Below are 26,741 nucleotides of genomic sequence, written 5' to 3' on the forward strand. Positions count from 1 at the left end.
GCCCGGTACAATACCGGACTCATTTGGATCAAGCTGCCTAATGAAATAACCGTGTCTAACTTTTAGGGGTCACTTCATTTAATCCTTACTCTTTTTTACTTTTATTCGATATGATAAACATTCATTTAACGACGCTTGCTCTTTATATTTTCCCTCTTCAAAGTCATACGCTCCTCCTGGGAAAATCCCAACTATACTTAGACTAGCTTCAGCACATAGATTACTAATCTCATCTACCGTATAACAACGTAAAGACTGTGTAACTATATCATTTGGATTATTAGGATGCCACCAATGATCTAACATTCTTTCATTTATGCTATCATATTCATATTTTCGCATAGCTGAACTTAAGAGCATTTCTTGTCCACTTACCTTTTTCCAATACAATGGTTGATAAATATCAATAAGTGCACATCCATCATCCTTCATCCAATTTTTAATCCGTTTCAATAAAATCAATTGTTCATCATCTGTTCCTACACCAAACCCATCTAAATAACTAACAACATCAAACTTTTCTTCAAAATTAATTTTATAAAAATCAGCGCAATGAATAGCAATATCATTAGTAGAATGCTCTTTTGCAAACATAACTAACTCTCGTACAAGCTCAACAGTAGTCATCTTTACACGTAACTTAGACATCGCCCTTGCAAAACCGCCATTTCCTGCTCCCAGTTCTAACATCGACTGAAATGGATGTCCAATTTGCTCTTTAACTTCTTTAGCGAGCTGCTCTAACCAGCTTTCTGTATTTATATCGTAATTCGACAGTTCAAATTGTTTTTGATAAAACTCCCTCACATCTAATTCGTTCATTATTCTCCTCCTGTAATAAGTTTTCCCGCTGTAGGTGACCGACTAATTTTCTGACACCTATGAAAAAACATATTTTTTTCCTATATTTACAATTTATCGAAATAATAAGAATTTTGGAAGTGGTAAAACAAAAAGCAGATAACGGAAAATCCCACTATCTGCTCTACGGCTGCTCTTATTGTCCTTTTTGATATTCTACCCAATCACCAGAAATGATAACTTTCTTCAGCATCTCTTTGTCTTGAGCAACATACACAAATGCACGTATTTCTCTATCACCAAAGTATATTGTTTCGGTGATTCGGTCATATAAATCACTCTCTGCATTACCTGTGTATTCTTCCAGTTCATCTAATTTTTACAGAACAGCATCATTTACTTCATAAACTTCTCCATATACCTTATCTTTATTTGAACAAATCATCGCTGGATACCGTTTTAAAAAAACTAGACAAATGTATACATTCGTCACGCACAAGCCAAAACGGTGTGCCTTGTACGATTCGCCACAGGGAATCTCACCCACGTCTACCGAATATTTGACGTCACAATTGCCCTTTCCCTCCTTTCGAAGTTCCAGTTCATAGGATCAGAGGTCACCCCTGACTCAGTAGGAGCTGTTAGCTCGACTTTTTACTGCACTTTGTTGTCACGACGATTTCATGGGCACGGAGTCTTCCTTACAGGTTATCCATGGCATTGCCACCACCGTTTTTTTGTTTTAATTTAAAACTATCCTAATTTAGATAATACATATATTTTTTGTTGGAACGTATGTTGTTTCCAATGTTTTGTTGCCGAAGCCCATTGTTTTTTTCGTTCCATCGAACGATTCATTTTTTTCGGATACCCTAATGGACAAGCATACGGCACTTTTTCAAATGTCAAATCCATCCCTCTTCTTGCAATTACACAAGCCGCACTTCCGTGAGAACTTAATCCATACCGTTTCATAAATACTGTATGACCAATTTGACTGGTATAAGCAGGGTTAACAGGTATTGCTTTTACGCCTATTTTTAAACACTTATGCTGTAAAAGTTCTTTATAACGACTATAATAAAAACCACTTAATAGTCTTGCTCCATTTTTACTACTTTCACGAAGCTGTAATTTTTTCTTTTTAAAATCTAAATCTTCATAAGCAATTGGTTTTTTCTTTTCTAATGCGTATTCGACCACTTGTTTTAATGCTACACTTAAACTTTGTTCGGCAACTTCCGAAGAAACATTGTATCCCTTAAATGGAACATCGAATGTATGAATTGGATTTCCGAAACGGTCTGTTTCCGTTACCGATAAAAAGTTTGCGTTACAATCAATTCCAATGCATCCATTCCCTTTTATGGTTTGAATGTCTGGCATATCAACATCCACAGTCGCACACAAATACCAATTATCTTCTTCTCGAATGAATTTAAAGGTTAAGGCACGATAGTACGTTACTTTATTTCCTTTTCCCTTTGTATATCCCACTCGACCTATTTTTGCTGCGTCTAATTGTTCTTGACCATAAGGGAACACAACGTTCGGAACAGTAAAATGTGTGCCATATGTTGTTTCATTTTGGTTATCTACACGAATCCGTAAATGATTGTCGGTGTCATACATACAGGTTTGATTGCCGTTCTTTTCATCACTCGAACCAATAAACGTAAATTGAGCAGCACGTTTTTCTTGCCATTTTTGTTTCCATTCTTTAAAGGTTAACTTGTTTTCTTCTAAATGGAATTGTTTATGAAACCATTCTTTTGAACCAAAACAAATACGAATTTTTTTATTTTTTTCATCTTCTTGTAATCGCTTTAATTTTAGTTCTAAACGATATAATCTTCTTTTCTTTTGATGAATGGTATGCTTTTGTTTTCTATAACTTCTTACCTTTTTTGTAAAATTATTTTCTTTCCCATTCATTTGTAGCAATTTTTCATGTGCTTTTTCTTTTTGTTCCACTTTCTTTATGATTACACCCTGTAAATGAATGATTTTTTCTGTTGTTTCTTTTATATATAATTTTTGTAGTTCTCTACGTGCTTTGACACGTCCGTCTAATTGTCTCTTAATGCTATTATATTGACGAGAAGTAAGGTCGTATAAAAGACAATAGCGTACTTTTGTTTGGTTTTCATTGTGACCACGCACATATAAATCCACAAATAGTTTGCGTTCGATACGACCAAATTCTTTTGCGAATTGTTGATAGTATTCATAAGTGTTGATTGTTATACCTTTACTACTCAGAACATTCGTGTTCTGAAGTTTTGTTTTGTACGTTTGGAACACGAATGATTTCCTCCTCTACTGTTTTTTGCAACTCCTTATGTTTTTTACTTCGTAGTCCATATAATTTTCCTGAAAAACTGGTAATAATGCCAATTAAATCATCCGCTAACTCTTCTTGTATACTTTTTGTATTTTCTTTTTCATCTAATACATGAATAGTTATATTGTGGTTTTTAAAATATTCTTCTAAATAGCCATAGCCAAAACGTGTTAATCGATCTCGATAACGGATAGCTATATCTGTTATCTCTCCTTTTTTCGCCAAATCCATTAGTTTTAACAAACCTTTTCGTTTATCGTTCAAACCTGAACCGACATCCGAAAAGGTTACAATAGAAGAAAAATGTAATTTTTCCATTTTTTCTTGAACAAAAAGGAGATTTGACGTTCCAAATCTCCTTTTTGTTTTTGTTCGTTTGAAGAAACACGACCATAAATAGCTAATTTTTTATTTGTTTTTATATTTTCTACACCTAATATGCGATGCACTTTGCTTTCAGGAATACGTCTTCTACCACTAGGAGTGCGAACGACTTTTATTTTCCCTTGTGCATCCCATCGTTGTAATGTTTTAATGGAAACATCTAATAATTCAGTTACGGTTTTTAAATTTAATAATTTTTCCACACTCATACTTTATCACATATGACAATGAATGTTTATACCTGTCTATAAAATCATTCAACTGCTAAAAACCCTTCGTTTGTATCAAATAATTCGCCATACGTCCATGCTTCGTCTGCAATGCATATTGCACCTTGCATATAATGAGCATTCGTTTGCTCTTTTCTTAGCGTGCCATACACAAAAACGTGATGCATAAATCCCTATCCCCTTTACATGTCACTACTTTCTAATTTGTAAATAAGCACGAATCATAAAGTAACTCACTTCATTCGGAAGTTGTTCCTTAATCGATTTCAGACCACCATCAGCATTTTGCACAGCAGTTTCAATCAGTTGTTCGTATTCTGCAGGAACAAAACTGTTCCAGTCTACTTCCATTCCATCTTCAAAACAACGAATTAAATGATTTTCAATCGTTTGTCTTGATAATCCACGTTCTTTCGCAATTTCATCTAGATTAATACCTTGTTTATACATTTCATACGTTTCCAAATGTGAATTTGCTGAAGCTTTCCCTGATTTTTTCCGCTCTGTCACCACTTCTGTTTTAATAGTTTCAGCATAGTTTGGGTTTTCCTCAATAAAGTGCTGAACTGCTTGTAAGAAGTGCGAACCATACTTCACAAGTTTGTGTTCACCAATCCCTTTCACAGTTAAAAGTTCAGAGTCGCTTTGCGGCATTTTTGCGCACATATCTTTCAACGTTTGGTCAGAGAAAATAACGAATGGAGGTACCCCTTCTCCTTGCGCAATTTCTTTACGTACTTCGCGAAGTACTTCAAATAAAGGATGATCTTGAACGATTTGTCTTGTCTCTACTCGTTCTTTACGTAAAACATTCTCTTTACCAAGTAACACTTCTTTCCCTTTTTCCGTTACTTTTAGTGTCGGGTAAGTACCATGTTCAACTGCAATTAGCTCGTCTGAAATTAAAAACTCAATAAATTCACTCACTTCTTTTACACTACGATTTGATAAAAGTCCGTAAGTTGGCAAAGTATGAAAATTAAATTCAATGACTTTCTTATTTTTAGATCCAGTTAGTACTTGTGCAATCATTTGTTTACCAAATCGTTGGTTCGTCCTAATCATACAAGATAAAACCATTTGCGATTCTCTCGTCACATCGATACTTTCTCGGTCGTCTGTACAATTACCGCAGCGGCCACAATCTTCTTTTGGTTCTTCTCCAAAGTATTGCAAAATAAATGATTGTAAACACTGTTCTGTATGACAGTAGTCAGTCATATTTTGCAGTTTTTCAAGTTCATTTGAAAAACGAGACTCTCCTGTCGATTGATCAATTAAAAAGCGTTGTACTTGTACATCTTGAGAAGAATAAAGCAATATACATGCACTATCTAATCCGTCACGGCCAGCACGTCCTGCTTCTTGATAATAACTTTCCATATTTTTTGGAAGTTGATAATGGATAACGTAACGAATATTCGATTTATCAATACCCATCCCAAACGCAGATGTGGCTACCATTACACTCACTTCATCACGTAAAAAGAGTTCTTGTTGCTCATTTCGATCGTTATCACTCATACCGGCATGATATTTTGATACAGAAACTCCCGCTTTCATTAAATCCTCATACAACTGATCAACTACTTTTCTAGTAGCTGCATATATAATCCCAGATTCCTTTTGATTTTGACGAATATAATCCGCTAAATATGCATTACGATCTTGTCCCTTAATAACAGAAAATGATAAGTTCTCGCGCTCAAACGTTGTCATAATCGTGTTTTCTTGATTAATTCCAAGCGTGTTGCAAATATCATCACGAACTTGTGGTGTTGCCGTAGCAGTTAATGCTAATACGAGCGGCTTTTCTGGAAGGTAATCTAATATACGGTGTATATGTAAATAGCTCGGACGGAAATCATGTCCCCACTGCGAAATACAGTGCGCCTCATCAATGGCAATCATCGGAATTTTCATATCGATCAGTTGGTCAACAAACTCCATTGAATCAAGTCGCTCTGGCGCTACATAAAGTAACTTATAATGGCCCTGTTTCGCTAATTGAATTCGTTGATTCGCTTCTGTAATTGAAATAGAACTATTAATATATGTAGCTGAAATACCATTTTGTACTAATGTATCTACTTGGTCTTTCATAAGCGATATTAAAGGCGATATAACTAACGTTGTTCCTTCAAATACTAATGCGGGAATTTGATAACAAATTGACTTACCACCACCTGTAGGCATAATACAAACTGTATCTTTCCCATCTAATACATTTTTAATTGTTTCATCTTGTCCTCTTCGGAATGACGAATAACCGAAATAAGACGCTAAAAGTTCTTGTGCTTTTGTAAACAAAAAAGAGTCACCTGCTTTTCTTTATCTTTCATCTACTCCTATTATATCATCTCTTATGCGTCATGAAAGTTCTGAATACACGACTAATGTCCTGCTTTTTCATTATTTTATGCTTCTTTACGTTTTAGAGATGGATTAACAACTATAACGAATTTCTAAATAAATACACATTTTATTAATTCTCCTTGAATACTACTAATCTTATACATATGAATTCAGGAGGTTACTATATGAAGCACCATAATATTAGTTTCATCAAACAGAAAAGCGTATCGAACCAACCCCAATTCTCAAATAATGAAGCGTGGAAATATGAATCATACTATAAGTACCAACCATTATTTTCTTATAGAAAGCTTTTTCATTTTCTTTCTCAACTTTTTAAACGTTAATACACGTGCGAAATAGATTGTTCATAATAATTTTCTCAATATGAACCTTATAGACTTAATACAATACAGTTGTTAACATATGAAATATTCTGTTTGATACCCCCCTTAAGTTGACCTGCTTATTTGTGCAGGTCTTTTTTGATTTATATATATTTCAGTACACTTTTAGATGTGATTGTAAATCTTTTCTCCATTTTATAACCATACTCCACTCACAACAAATGATGATAATAGCAAGAAGTAAAATATAAGTTTTTAACATTTAATAAAGTAAATCTTTTTTTCTCAATACACAAAACGAATTTCACTTGTTACTATTAAAGTACTCCAGATGAGTTTTTGCTCATCGACATTATCTAGTCAAAGGGATCTGCCGCGGGAAGCAGATCCCTTTGACTTTATTAAAGATACACTTTCATTTGGACACATTTACCAGGTTTTTTTAAGCGAATTTTATGATAATATTACGTAGTCGAGTCCGACATCTCGGCAATACCCTTTTGATGCTCTGCAACTTCCCTTGCAGAGCATCTTTTGCTTTATATTCGTTTTATCTGTATATCACAATTAAAACACTCAATTTTTAAAAATAAGCGAGGACACGTAACTAAATATAAATTCCCATCATACTTTGAGTTATACATGTTCAAAGGAGTGTTACCGTTTATGTATCCTTATTGGCAATCGTATTACTCCCCCTATCATAACCCTTATGTACAGTTTGATACATCTGTACGTAATTACCGAATTAGTAAAAACGAGAATTTTTTAAAAGGTTATATGCGTTCCTTATGGGAACAACACGTTGCTTGGACGAGATTAGCTATTATAAGTATTGTTTTTAATTTACCTGACGTAAACATTACAGTTGGGCGGCTTCTTCAAAATGCAACACATATGGGACTGTCGCTTGAACCATTCTATGGTGAGGATGCTGTAAAAAAATATAGTGCACTAATTAAAGACCACTTAGTAATTGCAGCGGATCTTGTTAAAGCAGCAAAAGCTGGTGATCAAAATTCAGCTACTGCTATAGAGAAAAAATGGTACGCTAACGGAGATGAAATTGTTGCATTTCTTACTAGCATTAACCCATATATTGATAAAGAAGCATTTAGAAACATGTTTTATGAACATTTAGCACTAACTAAGGCAGAAGCACTGGCATTCCTAAATAAAGATTATGAAGCAGGCGTAAAACTGTACGATAAAATTGAAAAAGAAGCTTTAGAAATGGCCGACATGATAACAAACGCAATCGTAAAGCAATTCCCGCAAGTATTTCAATAACAATAAGCCGATTTGAAAACCAAATCGGCTTATTGAACTTTCTATCAATGATATTTCACCTGTCCTCTTTACATTTAACGTATATCGATATATTTTATTAATATCCGTTTTTTATAGGAGGAAACAGTTTGATTAACGCCATTGGTCTCGTATTTATACTCACAAATAAATATGAGAAAAAGAAGAAAGTTTATCTAAATGAAAAATTCGCATTAATAGACATTATTGATTCTAAGGAAGTAATTAATGATGAAGGAAACTCACTAGTAGAACTAACATGTAAATACAGTATATATTTAGATGAAAAATACTACTGTAAATCTCTTGATGATTATACTGGACAAGTCTTTCCTTTCTTAAGTGCTAAAATAGGAAAAGGAATTCTCAGAAACTTAAATTATTATTTTTCTTACGTTGATGTATACGATAAAAAACCACCGGTTAAAGAAATTAGACCACTTATGAAACAAGTAACTAACAGATAGCAAAAAATACAAAAAAGAAAGCATCCAACTCTGGATGTTTTCTTTTTTATTGAAAACTCAGCAAATTTCACCCTCTTCTAAAAGTATGTATCCAAGCATATTTTAAATTAAAAACATTGGAGGATTAGACTGAATGAAATACTCAGAAACTATTGTAAGTAAACGACTACGAACGCTTAAAATGACGGGTATATTTTTCACGCTAGTATTAATAGCATGGATTGGATATACAAAATTACTTTATGAAAACGGATTTCTTCAAGAAAAAAAGAATTCAGTAGAAGTAATGAATACTAGCATTACAGGAGAAATAGAGCAGTTTTTTCATATCAACTTACAAGGCTATCGAAAAACGAACCTTGATGCTGTTATAGAAGCAAGTAAAACAGATCCAAGCGAACTCTCCCTAATTGAACTAGTCAACAAATCCTGCTCGCGAGATTGCATAGGCGAACCAGTCACATATGTAAACTCAAACAATGGATATATCTTTTATAAGGAATCTAATGGAACTAATGTAGCTATAACGATTAAAAAGAAAGACACATGGTTAATTGTAAAGAAATCTGTTCAAGATGGAATATAATCACCTCAAAAAAGAGTACGTATCGTACTCTTTTTTATTTATTAATACCCTTCCTCTTCACGCCTACAATGGCATTTCGCTTTTGTTTTACAATGATATTTTTCACACTCACACTTCGGTTTCTCTTTGCAACAACACTCGTGAAAATCATTGCGTTTACATCTATATCTCCCAAACATCAAATCATCCCAAAATTTATTACAATCTTGAAAATGTCCACAATGACAAGTATTTCTCATAAATATGCTTCCTCCTTGATAGAATGCATCATATTCTATGTTTGAAAGTATACAATGGCTTGTTTGTTAGTCTATTTTCTCCATATTATAAGTAGAGTTAAAAGATTACATAAAAATAAAAAACCGTCACATGACGGCTTTTTATTTAGCAAACTATTCTTTTGTATAAAAATATTTAAGTCCTTTAGCATCTAACCACGCTGTCGCTCGATCTAATTCATTCCCTTGGCGATATGCTGTTTCAAATCTAACTAATCCTTGTTTATCTCCATATGAGATAATACGAGATTCATACCCAAGAGCATCCATCATTCCTAACATTTCTACTACTAACGCTGTACCAAATTCATACGTAACAACTTTACTAAATTTATTCACTATAATTCCAACTCCTTCTTGTTTTGTCGATTGTTCAACAGTTTGATTAGTAAACCAAACTAACGGTTTATTTCCCATTAACTTATTTAAATCACATTTTCCTATGCCGGCTACATTCCCTGTTTCTGTGTATTGCCAAATATCACATGGGTAGGCTGGTTTGTTACCACCATAACGAGGAATCCATACAAAATCACAATTAACATTTGCCATTCCAAATGGAGCATACATATGATGAGCGATGTATAAACCGACTTTCTTAGCTCCTAATCTTCGTAATTCATCAATAAAAGCTTGTGTACCTGCTCTCATATCGTTCATTGTTTTTACTTCTATGTCAGCTACCCAAACTGTTGCATTTTTATCACCACGGTTCCAAAAGTCTCTCGCCTCTATCCGTGCATCCTCTACTGAAACGAAACGACAGAACGCATAATTACCAAACGGAATATTTCTTGCTTTCATTGCTTGTACATAATTTTTATATAAAGGATCTACATAATTTGAACCATCTTGCACACGTGCAATTACAAAATCTAATTGTGGAGCCGCGATATCCCAATTAATGTTGCCATTCCATTTCGAAATATCTACAATGTAACCCATTATTTAACATCTCCTTTTTCGTTATTATATTCAAAGCTTGTTTTTTTGCTATTATCATCTAATAAATAGTATGAGAAGTATTGTATTATTTAGTAATAATTTAAAATTCGGCTTATGTATTGAGAAAATAAAATATTATTACTGGTTTAATAAGTAAAGACTTACAAAGCTCTAAACTATAATCAGTAGGAGGCCACAAGCAGTGCAATTCCCAGCTAATTTCTTAGCTTCATCCGAATTTTGAGGTATGAATTTTACTGCCCATTAAAGCGGGATACACAAAACCACCTTTCTGACAGGTGGTTTTGTGTACTACTTTACATATAAATTATCCATATTTATAGTTACATAATTATTAATTACTTAATATACTTGTTAACTAAAAATAAGACAATTTTTAGTTTTTAATCAAACTAATTTTCGTTTTATCTCAAGTACTCATAGTACCATTTACGTGCATCTAACCAAGCTGTAAATTTATCGATATTTCCGGACGGATAGCCATTCGTTATAGCATAACCAATGCCATCTTTCTGAACGACAATTTGTCCATCAATACCCGCATCAACCATCGCCTGAGCCAAAGCTTGTAAATTGCTAAATGCTACACCACCAGTTTTTACTTTGAGCAAGTCCGTTGCACCTCCTCCAGTTTGTCCTGTAAGAGCAAATACAATAGAATTAGCGATTTTATCAACATTCCATTTTGCCATGTCGGATTCATTATCAATAAATCCTAATTCAATAAGAATAGCCGGTGCCTTCGTTCCATTTAATACTGCTAAATCTGTACGTTGTTTCGCACCTCGATCACGCCATCCAATATCTTTTGCTAGTTGAGCTGATATTTTAGCCGCCAAATCTTTCTGATCATAATACAAAACCTCAACACCCTGTCCATTTCCATCACTTGCATTAAGATGAAAAGAAATAACTAAATCCACAGCATGGGAATTGCTATTCCGAATGATATTATTTAAATTTTGTGATTGAGTTGTCCCTACCTCGTCCGTATCGTCATAAACCGTGTGTCCTAGGGATCTTAACTTAGTCGCCACAGCATCTTTAACTTGCCTATCTAGAACGTGTTCTTTCCGATTCCCAAAATTAGCCCCTTGAACAATACTATTGTGTCCTCCATGCAAACTATATCTGGCCATTATTTATCAACATCTCCTTTCTTAATATCATATTCAAAACTTGTCTTATTGCTATTCCCTCTTACAATCTTAACTGTCCCCATACGTCCTACATTTTCTATAGGTGAAGGCAAATCGTTTTCGATATAAAAAGTGGTGACACGAACAAAAAGCATCACCTTTTTGGCGATGCTTAAAAACTCTATTTTACGTTTTAGCTCCCTAAAAACAGTTTAAGCTCATGGTGACCGAAACTATACTTATATTTCCTCCTCTTCCTTCACTGCCTCTTTCAACCTCTGCAACATATATCCAATTCCTTTACATCCTTCTAACGGATATGTAATCATTTCTTCTGGATATAGCTTTGTTACTACTTTTTTATGCTTTTTCCCTGCAAGTAAGACGATTTCGTCAAACTGTAGTAAACTTTTATCTACCATCTGTTTTTGTAATTGCTCTATACTTATTACCTTATCGCTCTTTGAATCAAACGCAAGATCATAGTTTTCTAGTACAATATCATTTGGCCTTAAAAATCCATGCTTCGCCGATAATATAACCCAATTCTCAAAAAACATCGTTGCATACGCCTGACACGCTTTTCCGAACGGGCTAATATATACATCTTTTGCCTCCATAGGCCCGTAATCCGGATACTTATCCCAAATTTTCTTCTTTCCGCATGGAATTATGCATAACCTTTTCATTTATCTCTTACCTCTTCTCTTGCATAAGTAAAATTAACTATTTTACACATTTTTCTCTCAACATGCTATATAATGATATTAAAAATAAAAAATATATCTTTTACCATAAAACCATCGTTTTTTACTTATAATTCACTTTTTTAAGATTTGAAATCCCATTGCCCTATTTAAACATAGTACACTTTTTGTAAATATTATAATACTACAAATAATGGTACATTTACTTTTCAAAGCTCTTAATGTTAATTAAAATATATGAATGATAAAATATTTTATCTTTAGAAGGAGGTGAATAAGTGAAAAATATACTCCCTGCACTAGTACTCTATATTATTGTTTGCGTAATCGCTATGATTGCTCCAGCATCTCAAGGTTATAATCATGTGGGCTGGAAGTTGTTTGTTGGGCAAGCGTATGCTATACCTATTTTTCTCATTACAGCTATTATTACATTTTATATAAACAAGAAAAAATCTACGAACAAACAGCTATAAGGATAGCTAATGCTATCCTTATTTTAATTCATTAATCAGATCAACAATTACACTTGCAGTACTTTCTATCCTTTCTTCCGAAAAATCAAACGTGATACCTGTTTTTTCATATATTTCTTGTATTGGTAGGTTCCAGTCTGCACTCGCTCCCTCTTTAAAGAAAGTAATCGCTTTTTCTGGATCCTCTCGATAAATTTGAAACAATTGCATTGCTCCTATTTGCGCAATTGCATATTCAATTTTATAAAAAGGAAACTGAACAAAGTGAAATGACTCTACCCAACTCGAACCAATTTCATCTTCTAATCCGTCAATATTGACTGATGAATATTGATACCTTTTGCATAGTTCAGCGTATTTCTTATCACGCTCTTCTGGTGTATGGTTTGGATTTGTATAGATCCAATGCTGGAATACATCTCCTGCAATTGACGACAATAATAAAGACAAAGCACGATATAATTGTACGCGCTGCACTTCTTTATATTCATCCTCTTGCTTATAAAAAATAGTAAGCTTATCCATTACTAGTAACTCAAGACTGAGGGAATAAAGCTCAGCCACCTCTTCACGAAGATACCTTTCCTGCATGCTACTATCATTTTTAAATTGTTTATAAAAATGAAATGCATGTCCCACTTCATGTATGAGCGCATTAATCGCATAAAATGATGGACTAAAATTAGAATACACAAAAACCTCTTTACTATGAGGCAAGGTAAAACAAGCAGCTCCTGGTGCTTTATTTTCACGTTCTTCTACATCAATTAATCCTGCTTTTCGTATATGGATAAATTCCTCATAAAAATATAAATCTGTCTTCCGAAACATTTCTTCCAACCCATCCAATAAATCAATGGCATTTTGAAATGGAGCTTTTAGTATATTACATGGAGTAAGATCCCAAGGGCGATACGTTTTTACACCGAGATTCTTTTTAGAAATACTCCCTAATTGTTTCCAAATTGGTACAACATACTTTTCTATAGATTCATGGAGCTTATAGCAATCTTCAATGTTATAATCTCTGTTTTTTTGTTTATAAGCATATTCACTATAATTATGAAATCCTGCATTTAAAGCGAGCTCATTCCGTAATTGTACGAGCTCATTCATAATACAATCTATTTCCATCTTCACTGCACTTCTTGCTTCACATAAAGCGTACCAAGCTTTTTCACGAATAGCTCTATTAGAGTTATCTAGCTGTGCCTTAACGTATGCATACGTCTTTTGCTCTCCCTCCCAATTAATTGTTATGTTAGACATTATTTCTCTATACCTCGTAATAAGCTCTTGCTCTTTAATAGAAAGAGCAATATTTTCTTCATTAAACATTCTACTCTTCACAAATCTTGCTTTTTTCATAAATCCATATTTCCGCTCATCTAATAAGTCGAAAAACGGACACTCTCTAAATTTCTCGTCAAATTTTGCAGTGTATCTTTTTAAAAGTGGTTGAATTGTATTTTGATTATACATATGTAAATCACGCATATTTCTGTCATCTGTATCTCTATACGTGGCGATTAAACTACTTGTTATCTCCTCTTCTACTTCAGCGGTTACACACAGTTCATCGAAAAGCCAACTTTCTAATTCTAAAACAGAAGTAATATTTCGCTCTAAAAGTGACTGTAATTTACTTTCAAATTCATTAAGCATACACAAACCCCCTATTAAAAAATTGAATCTTCTGTTTTCTGCAGATAGAAAAAGACAAGTAGCCAATCCGACTACTTGTCCTTTTCTATCTGTACTCAATAAAATTAAGCTTGGAATGCTTCTGTTAATACTGGTACGATTTGTTTTTTACGAGATACTACACCTTTTAATGTAGCAGTGTTGTTTTCTAGAGATACGTTGTATGCTTTCTCAACAACGTTTGCTGCGTTACCGATCGCAAGACCGACAGAATCGTTTGTTAAGATATCAGTTACAACAAACAAGAATAGGTCTAAACCTTTTTCTTCTACTACTGCAGAGATAACTTTTTCAAGTTCTGCTTGGTGTACAAGAACGTCGTTCGTATCAACAGCGTTTACTTGTGCGATTTCAACTTTCGCATTACCCATTTGGAATTCTTTAGCGTCAAGAGAGATTAATTGCTCCATTGTTTTTCCGCTTAAGTCAGCACCAGCTTTTAACATTTCTAAGCCGTAGTTATCAGCATCTACACCAGCGATTTCCGCTAATTCACGAGCTGCTGCTACGTCTTGCTCTGTGCAAGTTGGAGATTTGAATAGTAAAGAATCTGAAATGATTGCAGATAACATTAAACCTGCAACTTCTTTACGAATTGTAATGCCGTTTTCTTTGTACATCTTGTTTAAAATTGTAGCTGTACAACCAACTGGCTCACAACGGTAGTAAATAGGATCGCTTGTTTCAAAGTTAGCAATACGGTGATGGTCAATAACTTCTAACACACGAACAGATTCGATATCGTTAGCACTTTGTTGACGCTCGTTATGGTCAACTAAAATAACGTTGTCCACTTCGTTTGCAACTGTCTCAACAAAACGCGGTCCTTCTACTTTAAAATAGTCTAACGCAAATTGAGTTTCACCGCTGATTTCGCCTAAACGTACAGGCTCAGCATTCATTCCTAATTCTTTTTTCAATTCTGCATAAGCAATTGCAGAACAAATTGCATCTGTATCTGGGTTTTTATGCCCGAAAACTAGTACTTTTTCCATGTTTTCCACCTCTTCATGAAAAGGATATCTTAAAGAAGCAAATATGACAATATTTAAAGCATAATTTTTTATAAATAATTGCACTTTCTTCTATATTTTTCATCGTTTTTCGTAAAAAAAGATCATCTAAAATGAATTAGATGATCGAAATGTATATTTTATCCCGCTTTAATGTGCAGTAAGACCCCCACTGATTAAAGTTTCACTTTATTTAAAATAAGCTAGGAGCTTGCACTACATGATTTAGCGGAAAATTCGATGCCAAACCATTATTTACAAGGTTAACATCGATAACTTGATAAAATGCATTCCCAGTGTCTGCAATTTCCCACACAGCTAAAATAAGGTGATATCCATTTCTATCAGTAGGTACATTTGCTTCATGTGTTACGGAAGTTCCAGGTCTAGCTCCTCCATCATTTTTCACATAGAAAGGCACTAAATCTAAATCAGACCTCGTTAAAGGCTTATTTGGATTCCAATCTTTCTTCGTAATATAATATTTCCACTCTTTCGTACTATGAGGAGCCGTTAGTTTCCACTTGAATGTATTCGTCCCACCGTTTAAAGTAAATTTCTTCCACCTATCTACAGTCTGTACATCTAAAGCAGGGAAATGGCCAGCTCCTGCGATTTGACCATCCGAAGGTCCTGATTGCGGGAATCCACCTATTCCTTCTACACTTTGCGGCTCATATTGAATTGGTCCGCAGTTTACATTTACCCCTTGCTTACATAAATAAGAACGACTCGCTGGTGATTCAACATATCCATGAGCTGAAGCTTTTTCTGAAAAACCGAAAGTTAACAATCCCGTAAGTAATATGCCACCACTTAATATAACTTTCTTCACCTTCTGTAAACCTTTCGTTTTCATCTCGTCATCCCCTTTCCCATAATAAAGCGAAAATAACTATAGTTGCCTAGTCATCTTCTCTACATCCATTATAAGTCGAGAGACCATACAAACAGAACCCTCTAAAAACTTTCTCAAATTCAATTTGTACATTAAATAAATTCAAATAACACCGCTAGAGAAATATAGACGGTGTTAAAAATGGTGGTTTATTATTTTGAGCATGATAGCTTTTTAATCGTAACTTATAAAACTTTATAATAAATAACTGTGGCATCTAAATTACCATTTGGAGAAATCGCGTATTCTGGTATTTTTCCAACTTCTTGATAGTCTAATGATTTATACAATCTATTAGAAGGGTCTCCTTCTCTCGTATCTAACACTAAAAGAGACCTATCTTCTTGCTTCGCTCGTTCCTCTGCTTTTTGCATAAGTAAACGTCCAATACCATTACGTCTAAAGTTGGGATGAGTCATTAACTTACAAATCTCGGCTCTATGAATTCCGTTAGGCTTTGTAACTAAATGTAATTGAATACTCCCTGCCAATTCATTGTTTATTTTAGCGACATATAATATCACTTCTGGCGCTAAAACAGTTTGCCAATACTTCGTTGATTCTTTTTGTTCCAGTGGAGGTAAAAAACCAATTGACGCCCCATCATCTACAACTGTTTTCAAAAGGTTAGAAAGCTCTTCCACCTCATCTTTTATTTGCTTAATCTCTTCAATTACTAAATTTTGCATTATTAATCCCCCTTTTGTTTCATTGTACCAAGTTTTAAAGAAGGAATAACAGAATACTAAAAGGAAATATATATTTAAATAGAGCATACTTTTAGAATGTATGAATGATGGAGGGATTAATCATTAGCAAAATAGGATTTGACTTAATACATCATAAGGACGACTTTGATCTTGGATATGAGGATATAGAAGCGATATCTAAGAACTGTAAATTTTCTAACTGCTCTCATACAAATGAACCACATTGCGCAATTAAAAAAGCTATTTCCGATGGAATTCTTACAAAGGAAATAATGAATAGTTATTATCGAGATAAGAATGAATTCAAATATGTATGTAATCAAAAAAACAAAACAAAAGCTATTGATTATATGAAACAATTGAAACTTTTTAGAAAATCTTAAAAATAAATAGTTGTTTCTCATTCCCACTATATTTAAGAATCTTACTTTGCTACATCACATACAAGCTAATTTTCATACTCAAATTTAATCTCACGTAAAAGAACGTTTTAAACATAAAGTTTAAAACGTTCTTTTCTATTCAATGCTTATGATTTTTCAGTTCTGTTAAACACTCTTGTACTAAAGTTACTGCTTGACTCATTGCAGCTCCACCAGCAAATGCTGCTGATACACCACACGCTTCCAGAATTTCTTTATCTGAACACCCTTGATCAAGACAACCTTTTGTATGATAAACGGTACAATATTCATCTTGCGTTGCTAGACTAATTCCTAATGCGATAAGTTGTTTTTCCCTTTTTGTTAAAGAACCCTCTTGAAAACAAGCTTGCGTGAATGCATTATATGTTTCAGCAATTTCAGGAATTTGGTTTGTAAAACTACCGATACCTTCTTTATAATGATGTAGAACGTCATTTACTGAACTATGTTGTTCGTGCGCCATTTTATTATTACCTCCATTCCAATTATATGTACCTATTGTAGTATGTGATGAAAAGAAGGCAATATACGCCACCTAAAAAGAATGAATATTCAGTTTATTATAACTACAATTTCAGACTATCATCCACTACTGATTGTTCTTTATAGTTTTTCCTTTCAATCTCTTTACTTCTTTCTTCCCAAAAAGTTAGTCCTTCAATCCCTATATTTTTAGGATCAAACACTGGATCTTTCCCTTCTTTTTTCTGTGCTTCATAATCTTTTAACACTTTTAATGCAATTTTGCTTAATAGTAGAATCGCGATTAAGTTTAACCATGCCATACTACCGATTCCTAAATCTCCAAGATTCCATAAGAGCGATGCTGATTCTACACTACCGATGTAAACCATAATTAAAAATCCAATTTTCAAAACTGGTTTTAACCAACTATGTTTAAGCTCACGATCTAAATAAGTAAGTGTCGTTTCAGCGATATAGTAGTAAGCGAGTAAAGTTGTAAAAGCGAAGAAGAAGATTGCGATTGAAATGAATAATGGACCAAACCCAGTCATAACAGTTTCAACTGCTTGTTGAGTATAAATTGGGCCAGCATCAACATTCCCTATATTTTTTACAATAGCGCTTTTCCCTTCCGGTATAACATTATACATACCTGTTATTAAAATCATAAGAGCTGTCGCTGTACATACGACAATTGTATCAATATATACAGAAAACGCTTGAACTAACCCTTGTTTTGCTGGGTGAGATACTTCAGCCGCAGCAGAGCTATACGTCGCTTCTCCAACGCCAGCTACATTTGAAAATACAGCGCGCTTTACGCCCCATGCAATTGCTGCACCGACGATTCCACCAAACATTTCATTTATACCGAAAGCACTAGAGAAGATTAAAGCAAACATACTTGGAATTTCCGTTACATTCGCAATTAATACGATACATGTAACAATTACATATCCAATTGCCATAAATGGAACAAGCATTTGTGAAACGCCTGCAATTCTCTTTACGCCACCAAAAATGATTGCTGCTAATAATAAGACTAACAATATACCCGTTATATATTTACTAATACCGTTAGAGTTTTCAAATCCCACTGCGATACTACTAGATTGAATACCTGGTAATAAAACGCCATATGAAAGTGTTACAACGACTGCTACAATGATTGCAAACCATTTCATTTTCAAGCCTTTTTCAATGAAATATGGTGTACCACCGCGATATTCATTTCCAACTTTACTTTTATATACTTGAGATAATGTTGATTCAACAAATGCACTAGCTGCTCCTAATAGTGCCATTACCCACATCCAAAATACAGCTCCAGGTCCGCCAAAAGCGATAGCTGTCGCAACCCCTGCAATATTACCTATTCCAACCCTACCAGATAACGCTAAACAAAATGCTTGAAAGGATGAAATTCCCGTCTCAGAGCTCTTCCCTTCAAATAATAGTTTAATCATTTCTTTAAAATAACGAATTTGTAGAAAACGAGTTGCAATTGTAAAATACACACCTGCTCCTAAGGCGAAAACAACTAATCCAATACTCCATACTTGCCCTACTAACCACTCTACTAATTGCTCCATCCAAATCCCCCTTATCATTCTTTTGAAAACTATTTTATATATAAGAAAACGGACAACTATTATTAAATCTTCCAGTTGTCCGCCTATCTCATTATTTCATTCCTCTATTTATTAACAGTTAGATTCTCTATTACTTTATATTTACCCAAACACTCTTCACTTCTGTGTAATTATCAAGCGCATATGAACCTAACTCACGACCGATTCCAGATTGTTTAAACCCACCAAATGGTGCAGCTGCATTTTCTAAGTTATAATCATTAATCCATACTGTTCCTGCCTTTAATTTATTGGCAACTTGATGTCCAGTTTTAATATTTTGTGTCCATACGCCTGCAGCGAGTCCGTATGACGAGCGATTTGCTCTTTCGATTACCTCTTCTGTTGAATCAAATGGAAGTACAACGACAACTGGTCCAAAAATTTCTTCTTTCACAATTGTCATATCATCAGTAACATTTGTGAATACCGTTGGCTGTACAAAATAACCTTTTTCAAATGCACGTTCACCACCAGCAGCAACAGTAGCGCCTTCTGCTTTTCCTTGTTCAATGTAATGTAGTACACGCTCTTGTTGCTTTTTAGATACGAGTGGACCCATTTCCGTTTCCTTCTCCATACCTGCTCCAAGTTTCACGTTATTCGCCATTTTTACTAGTTCATTTACGACTGTTTCGTAATGTTTTCGGTGAACGAACACGCGAGATCCAGCACTACAATTTTGGCCGTGATTATACATAATACCTTGGAATGCGCCGTTAATCGCTTCTTCTAAATCAGCGTCTTCTAAAATGATATTTGGTGATTTACCACCAAGTTCTAACGTTACATGTTTAATAGTTTCTGCAGATTGACGCATAATATATTTTCCTGTAACTGTTGAACCTGTGAAGGCTACCTTATCAATATCATGATGGTTTACAATTGCAGCTCCCGCTTCAGGGCCGAAACCTGGCACAAAGTTTACAACACCTTTTGGAAAACCTGCTTCTTTAAAAAGTTTCGCTGTATATAATAACGATAAAGGCGTTTGTTCTGCTGGTTTTAATACGATCGTACAACCTGTCGCTAGTGCAGCTCCCATTTTCCAAGAAGACATAACGAGCGGAAAATTCCAAGGAATAATTTGTCCTACAATCCCAACAGGTTCATGGCGTGTATAATTTAAGTAATCTTTTGAAATCGGAATTGTTTGCCCGATAATTTTCGTAGCCCATCCCGCATAATAGCGGTAATTTTCTACAGTCGCTGCAATATCATCATCCAGTGCTACTTGATATGGTTTCCCGTTATCTAAAGCTTCTAACTGCGCCAATTCTTCTCCATGCTCTTCAATTAAGTCTGCTAATTTATAAATAAGATGTGCTCTTTCAGCAGTAGTCATTTCTGCCCAAGGTCCTGATTCAAATGCAGATCTTGCCGCTTTTACTGCGACATTAATATCCTCTTCTTGTGCTTCGCATACAACAGCTAAAACATCTTCAGTTGCTGGATTGTATGTCTCAAATGTCTTCCCGCTAATGGAAGGAACAAATTCACCATTAATAAACATTTTAATTTCTTCATTTAAAAACGCTTTCACTTTTGGTTTTAGTTCAATGTTTTTCGTTAACATATATGCTCTCCTCCTTATTTAAACAGCTGCATGAGCTGCAATTTTTGAAATAATCATTTGAAGCTTTTGATCCTCTTCTTCAGTTAATCCGAGTCTCGGATAGCGAGAAGGCCCTCCAGCTTGCCCGTGTAATTCCATTGAGCGTTTAACGATTTGTACATATTTTCCGGACCCTTCAAGAAACTCACAAAGAGGTAAAATCGCATCGTTCATTTCCCAAGCTTTTTCTAATTCACCATTTTGGAAATGCTCATACATTTTCGTAACAAGTCCCGGTACGATATTACCTGCTACTGAAACCCAGCCCGTCGCACCAACTAAATAAGATTCCATAACTAAATCTTCAGATCCACAGAATACTTGAAACGCACCTTCGCCTTGTCTTACTAAATCTCTTGCTTTTCGAATATCTCCGCTAGATTCTTTAATATGTGTAACATTTTCACACTCTTTTCCAATGCGTAGCATGAGTTCTGTACTCATATCAACACCAGATGTAAACGGATTATTGTATAACATAATTGGTATATTTACAGCGTTTGAGATTTCTTTAAAATGAAAATATATTTCCTCTTCTTTCGGTTTACAATAATACGAATTTATAATTAATGCACAATCCGCTCCATGCGCTTCTGCATGTTTCGTATATTCAATCGTCTCTTTCGTCGTCTCCGCAGCAGTTCCAACAATAACCGGAATACGACCATCCACTTCTTTTAATACTGTTTCTACCATTTTAAATCGCTCTTCTTTTGACAAACTAACAAACTCTCCTGTGCTTCCGTTTATAATAATGCCAGCCACTTTTTGCTCAATAAAGTAGTTTACATTTTGTTTTACACCGTTCCAATTAATTTCTTGAAACTCATCCATCGGTGTGATTAATACTGGAAATGCCCCTTTAATATTTTTCATATTTATCTCTCCCTTTACTATTTTAATAAAAATCCTGTCGGAAACGGATCTGTAGAGTCTAATAGAAACGTCTGCATCCCTGTAATAAAACCTCTACTTTCAAAACGGAAAATGCAACCCAGTTCTTCCTTCTTCACTTTTTCAACTGCTATAAAACTATTACATATACTTTCATTTATAAAAGGTTTATCCGCTATATAATCATTTTTAAATAACGCGTGAACATAAGACACAATAGTAGAAACAAAACCTGGCGATCGTACGATAAAGTTATCTTCATGAAAGGTAATCGACTTTATATGGTTCTTTTCTTTTTGCGAAGAATCTACTAAAATAAGCCTTTTTATTAACGACTGTTTTTGTATAGCTTGTAGTGTACTTTCTCCCCATTTTTTCAATTCAGAAATGTTTTCAATATGAATTTCTGGTGAATACGCATCTTTTTCTACAACTGCGTATACTTTATCTGCCTGTATGAGAGAGTAACTTATATTTTCAACTTGTAAATTTTTCTCAATCATATAACATACTTTACTTTCAAACGAAACAGATACAACTTCATCATTCTCTACATACGCATGGACTAAAAATATGCCAGATAACGTTTCGATTTTGTATTGATTCGTCTCTCTCTTTTTTAAATATCCGCTTTCTAGTAACATCGTTATGACTGCGACAATACCTCCGTAATGAAGAGGTATTGACCCTTCATGATTAAAAAATAATACAGCTGCATCGATTTCAGGATGAATAGAAGGAACGACGATACATCCATTTAAACCGATAAAACCACGCGGTTCATTTAATAAAAGCTGCATTTCTTCTGCTAATTCACCTGAAAATTGTTCGTTTAATTGTTCTAAATTGTAGTAGTACTTGCATGGTACATCTTTTATTACACGGAATGCCTCGCCATTTACGTGTACGTCTACTGCTGTATACATTTTTTGAATGTTCATTTTACATCCTCCGTTTCATGTTCCATCGGCGGAATTAGCAAAAAGCCTTCTTTCAGTGGATCCTTTTCATTGTAAAAAAATCTATGCATCCCCATAAGCCAAGCTGAACCTGTAATTTTCGTTACGACCGCTTCAATATTTTCAACATTTGTCGTATTTATGACACACCCTTTAAATAAAGAACCAACGATACTCTCATGAACAAACTCTTCATCAATCTCAATTTTTTGGTTCGCATATAATACCGCTAACTTTGCTGATGTTCCTGTACCACATGGAGAACGATCAATTCCTCCAGGCGGAACGACAACTGTATTTTTCACATGAGCGCTTTCATGAGTAGGATCTGTATAAAATTCAACATGGGTTAATCCTCTAATGAACGAATGCTCTGGATGAATGATTTCAAATTTTTCATTAATGATATTTCTTATATGAATTGCCTTATCTATGATTGTAGATGCATTTTCTGGTACTAACTCTAACCCTACTGATTTCGCATCGATAATGGCATAAAAATTCCCTCCATACGCAATATCAGCCTCTACAGTTCCAATGTCTTCGACGTCTACTGTAATATTTTTCAGTAAAAAAGCTGGTATGTTACAAAATGAGACTTCTTTCGCTTTTCCACCTTGAACAAATATATCGACTTCAACTAACCCGGCTGGTGTGTCTAACTTTAACGAGGTAATCGGTTCAACAACCGGAATTAAACCTGATTCAATTAAAGCTGTACATACACCAATTGTATCGTGACCACACATCGGTAAATATCCACCTGTCTCTATGTAAATAACACCGATATCTGCTTCAGGATGACACGGATCTGTTAATAGTGCTCCTGACATTACATCATGACCACGCGGTTCATTCATTAACAATTTACGAATCCAGTCATACTCCTTTTTCATATGTAACATCTTCTCTGCCATCGTCTCTCCTATTAACTTAGGCAGGCCGCTAATCAATGTTCTCGTTGGATTCCCGCCCGTATGTGTATCAATCGTCGTAAAGACTCTTTGTGACCTCATCCGTTTAACACCCTTTCTGTAAAACGACTCAAACGAAGTGGTTCAATAGGAATGATTGTTTCTTTTTCGTTTAATAACTCTTCAATCACTTTTCCTGTAACTGCAGCAAGACTAATGCCATCCCCTTCATGCCCTGCCGCTATAAAGTAGTTCGGGATATGTTCCACACGTGAAATGATCGGCAAATGATCTTCTGTCCATGGGCGTAATCCAGCATAGGAACGAATCACCATCATATCCGCCATTTTTGGATAAAAACGTATTGCTCTATTCGCAATGCATTTGATAACCTCGTTGTTTATCCTCGTATGAAACCCTACAAATTCTCTACTACTACCAATTAAAAAATTTTGGCTTTCTGTCGGCTCAAATACAAGGGCTACCCCATATTTTTCAGTTAAAGCATCCACTTTTCGTTGTCCGCCAAATTTAGAAATTAAATAACCAAATTCCATTACTTTACGGCAACCAACGTGTTGTTGCCTTGAAGCTACAATAATATGCCCTTTTCTCGGTTCAATCGGGATATTTACATCCAACATTTGTCCGATTTTCGGAGCCCACACACCCGCTGCGTTCACCACTTGCTTCGCAGTAAACGTCCCATTTGTCGTTTCTACAATAAAGGAACCGTCTATATCTCTTTTCATTTCTTTTACTTCCGTATGATTAAAAGCTTTCGTACCAAATTTCTTCGATTCTGCAAGAAGTGCAAAAGCAAGAAGATATGGATTTACAGTCGAATCTGTTGCGCATTCTAACCCGCCTAATAAATCATCTGCGAAAAATGGTGATTCTTCCCTTATATCTTGCCTATCAAGCATTCGAAACGGTAAACCAGCTTCTTGTTGACGATTGACCCATTGCTGCGCTGCTTCCATCTCTTCATCCGACTCACATACGAGAATACTTCCTGGTGCCCTATATTCAAATGAGTGCTCTAACTCTTCACTTAAATCCGTTACTAATTTTTGACTTACTAACGACATTTGACTATCAAATCCTGGGTCTTTATCAATAGCCAAAATATTTCCGTCACACCGTGAAGACGTCCCGCTGACAAATTCTCCTTTTTCAATGATTGTTACGTCTCTTCCGTATTTCGAAGTGTAATAAGCGATCGAGCAGCCAATAATACCGCCGCCAATTATTAAAACGTCGCAATGCCTCACAAAACACTCCTCCTCCCCCTAAAGCTCTCACTTTCTTTTATGCAATTGACGTGCCAACTGTACATATATACAATTTTTATAAATAATATTTTTATTTGTAAAAATATTTTAAATTTATCGCAAATAAGTGTATTATTTTTTTATCACTGTCAAAATTTTTATACATAATAGGAGGACAATATGGCATTCTCATTTCCCACAATAAAAGAATTTCTAAAAATTTTATCCATTGATCATACATACTGTTTGCAGCATATTGAGCAAATTAACGAAAAGTATTATTACCGCCCTTCTACTACAGAAAAATATAACTGCGCAGTAATATATGAAGATGACTCATTCACCGCTTTAATTGACGGGTTTTCCAATGAACTAGCCGTTATCATCATGAACCGAAATAAAGAGCCTACATGCTGTATAACAGCTCAGCAAATCATCCCGTTTCTTGTTAAGTCATACAATGAACTGCAATCTTTTTATAACACCGTAATACAAACAACGGATTCTTCCGTTACAGTCATCGATGATAAAGAACGCGTTTGCACCTGGACAGATGGCGCCGAAAAGATCTTTTCAGTCAAGCATAATGAAATTATTGGACAACCTATCACTCGTTTTTTTGATTATAAAGATTTGGAAATTTTGCAATCATTACATGACGGAAAAAGTATAATCGCTCAGTTCCATCAACCTCGTCCAGATTTGTTCGTATTAATTAACTCAAATCCAGTTTATTGTAACGGTGAAATTATAGGAGCAGTCGTTTCAGAAACTGACGTTACAAATCAAGTCGCATTAAATGAAAAACTATTCAATATGTCACATGAAATGCACCGTTTAGAACAAGAAGTAGCAAAGTATAAAGATGAATCAGATCCTTTTCTTGCGATGAATGGAAAGAGCCCTGTTATACAAAGAACAATACAATTAGCTAGAAAAGTTTGTTCGGTGAAATCAACCGTTTTAATACTCGGTGAAAGTGGTGTTGGAAAAGAAGTATTTGCGAAAGCAATTCATGAAGCTAGTGAGGCAGCGAAGGCACCTTTTATTTCAATTAACTGTGGTGCCATTCCAGAGGCGTTATTTGAAAGCGAATTATTCGGGTATGAGCGCGGGGCGTTTTCTGGTGCAAATAGTAAAGGTAAGAAAGGTAAAATAGAGCTCGCCCAAGGCGGCACATTATTTCTTGATGAAATTGGAGAAATGCCGCTAGATATGCAAGTGAAGCTTTTGCGCGTACTACAAGAACGAAAATATTACCGAGTTGGTGGAGAAAAAGAGATTCATATTGACTTTCGTATTATCGCTGCTACCAATCGTGATTTACAAGAAGAAATGAGAAAAGGCACGTTCCGAGAAGATTTATACTATCGCCTAAATGTAGTTAGTTTGCATATTCCACCGCTGCGCGAAAGACGCGAAGATATTATTGAATTAACCTATTCTTTCCTAAACAATTTTTCAATTAACTATAACAGACCCATTCGCGACTTACCTTCAAGCATTATGCATGAGCTGCTTCATTACAATTGGCCAGGTAATATTCGCGAGCTCCGTAACGTTATTGAAAGACTTGTCGTATTTGCGACTGACGGTATTATAAAGCAAGAATATTTACCATTTCATACAACCGAAACTTTAGATAATCATGCGGCTCATTCCTTATTACTCAGCAACAATCATACAATCCTCTCTTTGCAAGAAGAGATGGAGGAACACGAGAAAAAAGTCATTGAGAGGGCTTTACGCATTTTAAATGGGAATAAATTAGAATGCGCAAAACAACTTGGTGTTACGAGAGCCACCTTATATAATCGTTTAAAAAAGCTTGGGTTACAATAAACCTTCCCT

General features: G+C 34.8%; 23 protein-coding genes and 4 pseudogenes. 6 read left to right on the top strand and 21 right to left on the bottom strand.

What is annotated here, in order from left to right:
* Positions 1-78: 78 nt before the first annotated feature.
* From PDK19_RS11440 to recQ, 6 genes and pseudogenes are all read right to left on the bottom strand, one after another.
* Entirely contained in the window at positions 79-822 is a 744-nt protein-coding gene (locus PDK19_RS11440; protein WP_270707114.1) for a class I SAM-dependent methyltransferase, read from the bottom strand.
* A gap of 175 nt (positions 823-997) precedes the next feature.
* Positions 998-1,255: pseudogene (locus PDK19_RS11445) on the bottom strand (gamma-glutamylcyclotransferase family protein); the annotation flags it as partial.
* Positions 1,256-1,554: 299 nt separating this feature from the next.
* Positions 1,555-3,105 (bottom strand): IS200/IS605 family accessory protein TnpB-related protein, encoded by a 1,551-nt coding sequence (locus PDK19_RS11450; RefSeq protein WP_270707116.1) that lies wholly within the window; start codon positions 3,103-3,105, stop codon positions 1,555-1,557.
* Positions 3,056-3,738 (bottom strand): annotated as a pseudogene (locus PDK19_RS11455) (IS607 family transposase). The gene PDK19_RS11450 and the pseudogene PDK19_RS11455 overlap by 50 nt, the downstream one beginning before the upstream one ends.
* A gap of 50 nt (positions 3,739-3,788) precedes the next feature.
* A pseudogene (locus PDK19_RS11460) lies at positions 3,789-3,926 on the bottom strand (gamma-glutamylcyclotransferase); the annotation flags it as partial.
* 25 nt (positions 3,927-3,951) lie between these two features.
* Entirely contained in the window at positions 3,952-6,069 is a 2,118-nt protein-coding gene (recQ, locus tag PDK19_RS11465; protein ID WP_000494287.1) for a DNA helicase RecQ, read from the bottom strand.
* 1,058 nt (positions 6,070-7,127) lie between these two features.
* On the opposite strand from recQ, the gene PDK19_RS11470 reads away from it, so the two are divergent.
* From PDK19_RS11470 to PDK19_RS11480, 3 genes are all read left to right on the top strand, one after another.
* Positions 7,128-7,751 (top strand): hypothetical protein, encoded by a 624-nt coding sequence (locus PDK19_RS11470; protein WP_014893647.1) that lies wholly within the window; start codon positions 7,128-7,130, stop codon positions 7,749-7,751.
* Positions 7,752-7,879: 128 nt separating this feature from the next.
* Entirely contained in the window at positions 7,880-8,236 is a 357-nt protein-coding gene (locus tag PDK19_RS11475; protein WP_270707118.1) for a cytoplasmic protein, read from the top strand.
* Between the two features lie 133 nt (positions 8,237-8,369).
* Positions 8,370-8,822 carry a hypothetical protein gene (locus PDK19_RS11480; protein ID WP_270707120.1) on the top strand — a complete coding sequence of 151 codons (453 nt, stop codon included), beginning with the start codon at positions 8,370-8,372 and terminating at the stop codon, positions 8,820-8,822.
* Here PDK19_RS11480 and PDK19_RS11485 read toward each other — a convergent pair.
* The 4 genes and pseudogenes from PDK19_RS11485 to PDK19_RS11500 all read right to left on the bottom strand — a co-directional run bounded on the left by PDK19_RS11485 (position 8,807) and on the right by PDK19_RS11500 (position 11,894).
* Positions 8,807-8,997 (bottom strand): annotated as a pseudogene (locus PDK19_RS11485) (hypothetical protein). The gene PDK19_RS11480 and the pseudogene PDK19_RS11485 overlap by 16 nt on opposite strands.
* 217 nt (positions 8,998-9,214) lie before the next feature.
* Positions 9,215-10,045: a GH25 family lysozyme gene (locus PDK19_RS11490; RefSeq protein WP_016717701.1), complete on the bottom strand. Its 831-nt coding sequence runs from the start codon at positions 10,043-10,045 to the stop codon at positions 9,215-9,217.
* Between the two features lie 425 nt (positions 10,046-10,470).
* Positions 10,471-11,205: an N-acetylmuramoyl-L-alanine amidase gene (locus PDK19_RS11495; RefSeq protein ID WP_000135295.1), complete on the bottom strand. Its 735-nt coding sequence runs from the start codon at positions 11,203-11,205 to the stop codon at positions 10,471-10,473.
* A gap of 239 nt (positions 11,206-11,444) precedes the next feature.
* Positions 11,445-11,894 carry a DUF6884 domain-containing protein gene (locus PDK19_RS11500; protein WP_016717703.1) on the bottom strand — a complete coding sequence of 150 codons (450 nt, stop codon included), beginning with the start codon at positions 11,892-11,894 and terminating at the stop codon, positions 11,445-11,447.
* Positions 11,895-12,190: 296 nt separating this feature from the next.
* Between PDK19_RS11500 and PDK19_RS11505 the strand changes: the two genes are divergently transcribed.
* On the top strand, positions 12,191-12,388 hold the full coding sequence (locus PDK19_RS11505; RefSeq protein ID WP_000789868.1) for a DUF4017 family protein: 198 nt from the start codon (positions 12,191-12,193) through the stop codon (positions 12,386-12,388).
* An 18-nt stretch (positions 12,389-12,406) separates the two neighbouring features.
* Here the strand turns inward: PDK19_RS11505 and PDK19_RS11510 are convergent, their stop codons facing one another.
* From PDK19_RS11510 to PDK19_RS11525, 4 genes are all read right to left on the bottom strand, one after another.
* The gene (locus tag PDK19_RS11510; RefSeq protein ID WP_270707125.1) at positions 12,407-14,053 is read right to left on the bottom strand and encodes a M3 family oligoendopeptidase; all 1,647 of its coding nucleotides are present in this window, start codon (positions 14,051-14,053) and stop codon (positions 12,407-12,409) included.
* A gap of 104 nt (positions 14,054-14,157) precedes the next feature.
* Entirely contained in the window at positions 14,158-15,087 is a 930-nt protein-coding gene (gene ppaC, locus PDK19_RS11515; protein WP_000416846.1) for a manganese-dependent inorganic pyrophosphatase, read from the bottom strand.
* 211 nt (positions 15,088-15,298) lie between these two features.
* Positions 15,299-15,964 carry a lytic polysaccharide monooxygenase gene (locus PDK19_RS11520; protein ID WP_270707127.1) on the bottom strand — a complete coding sequence of 222 codons (666 nt, stop codon included), beginning with the start codon at positions 15,962-15,964 and terminating at the stop codon, positions 15,299-15,301.
* A gap of 224 nt (positions 15,965-16,188) precedes the next feature.
* Complete coding sequence (locus PDK19_RS11525; RefSeq protein ID WP_016717707.1) at positions 16,189-16,692, bottom strand: GNAT family N-acetyltransferase; 504 nt, start codon at positions 16,690-16,692, stop codon at positions 16,189-16,191.
* Between the two features lie 107 nt (positions 16,693-16,799).
* Here PDK19_RS11525 and PDK19_RS11530 point away from each other — a divergent pair, with 107 nt between their 5' ends.
* Positions 16,800-17,096, top strand: coding sequence for a hypothetical protein (locus PDK19_RS11530; protein WP_000398675.1), 297 nt, complete (start codon positions 16,800-16,802; stop codon positions 17,094-17,096).
* Positions 17,097-17,235: 139 nt separating this feature from the next.
* Here PDK19_RS11530 and PDK19_RS11535 read toward each other — a convergent pair whose 3' ends face one another.
* From PDK19_RS11535 to PDK19_RS11565, 7 genes are all read right to left on the bottom strand, one after another.
* Positions 17,236-17,673, bottom strand: coding sequence for a carboxymuconolactone decarboxylase family protein (locus PDK19_RS11535; protein WP_011040414.1), 438 nt, complete (start codon positions 17,671-17,673; stop codon positions 17,236-17,238).
* A 31-nt stretch (positions 17,674-17,704) separates the two neighbouring features.
* Positions 17,705-19,195, bottom strand: a complete 1,491-nt coding sequence (locus PDK19_RS11540; RefSeq protein WP_000437003.1) for an alanine/glycine:cation symporter family protein — start codon at positions 19,193-19,195, stop codon at positions 17,705-17,707.
* A gap of 130 nt (positions 19,196-19,325) precedes the next feature.
* Positions 19,326-20,810: an aldehyde dehydrogenase family protein gene (locus tag PDK19_RS11545; RefSeq protein ID WP_270707129.1), complete on the bottom strand. Its 1,485-nt coding sequence runs from the start codon at positions 20,808-20,810 to the stop codon at positions 19,326-19,328.
* Between the two features lie 18 nt (positions 20,811-20,828).
* The gene (gene dapA / locus PDK19_RS11550; RefSeq protein ID WP_270707131.1) at positions 20,829-21,725 is read right to left on the bottom strand and encodes a 4-hydroxy-tetrahydrodipicolinate synthase; all 897 of its coding nucleotides are present in this window, start codon (positions 21,723-21,725) and stop codon (positions 20,829-20,831) included.
* Between the two features lie 17 nt (positions 21,726-21,742).
* Complete coding sequence (locus PDK19_RS11555) at positions 21,743-22,684, bottom strand: proline racemase family protein (RefSeq protein ID WP_270707132.1); 942 nt, start codon at positions 22,682-22,684, stop codon at positions 21,743-21,745.
* Positions 22,681-23,718, bottom strand: coding sequence for a proline racemase family protein (locus PDK19_RS11560; protein WP_270707133.1), 1,038 nt, complete (start codon positions 23,716-23,718; stop codon positions 22,681-22,683). Before PDK19_RS11560 ends, PDK19_RS11555 begins: the two co-directional genes overlap by 4 nt.
* A complete protein-coding gene (locus PDK19_RS11565) occupies positions 23,715-24,890 on the bottom strand; it encodes an NAD(P)/FAD-dependent oxidoreductase (protein ID WP_270707134.1) in 1,176 nt (391 codons plus the stop codon). The genes PDK19_RS11560 and PDK19_RS11565 overlap by 4 nt, the downstream gene beginning before the upstream one ends.
* A gap of 180 nt (positions 24,891-25,070) precedes the next feature.
* Between PDK19_RS11565 and PDK19_RS11570 the strand changes: the two genes are divergently transcribed.
* Entirely contained in the window at positions 25,071-26,732 is a 1,662-nt protein-coding gene (locus tag PDK19_RS11570) for a sigma-54 interaction domain-containing protein (protein ID WP_270707135.1), read from the top strand.
* The last annotated feature ends 9 nt before the right edge of the window (positions 26,733-26,741 follow it).

This window comes from Bacillus cereus group sp. BcHK124 (genome assembly GCF_027712065.1).
Taxonomy (GTDB): Bacteria; Bacillota; Bacilli; order Bacillales; family Bacillaceae_G; genus Bacillus_A; species Bacillus_A pacificus.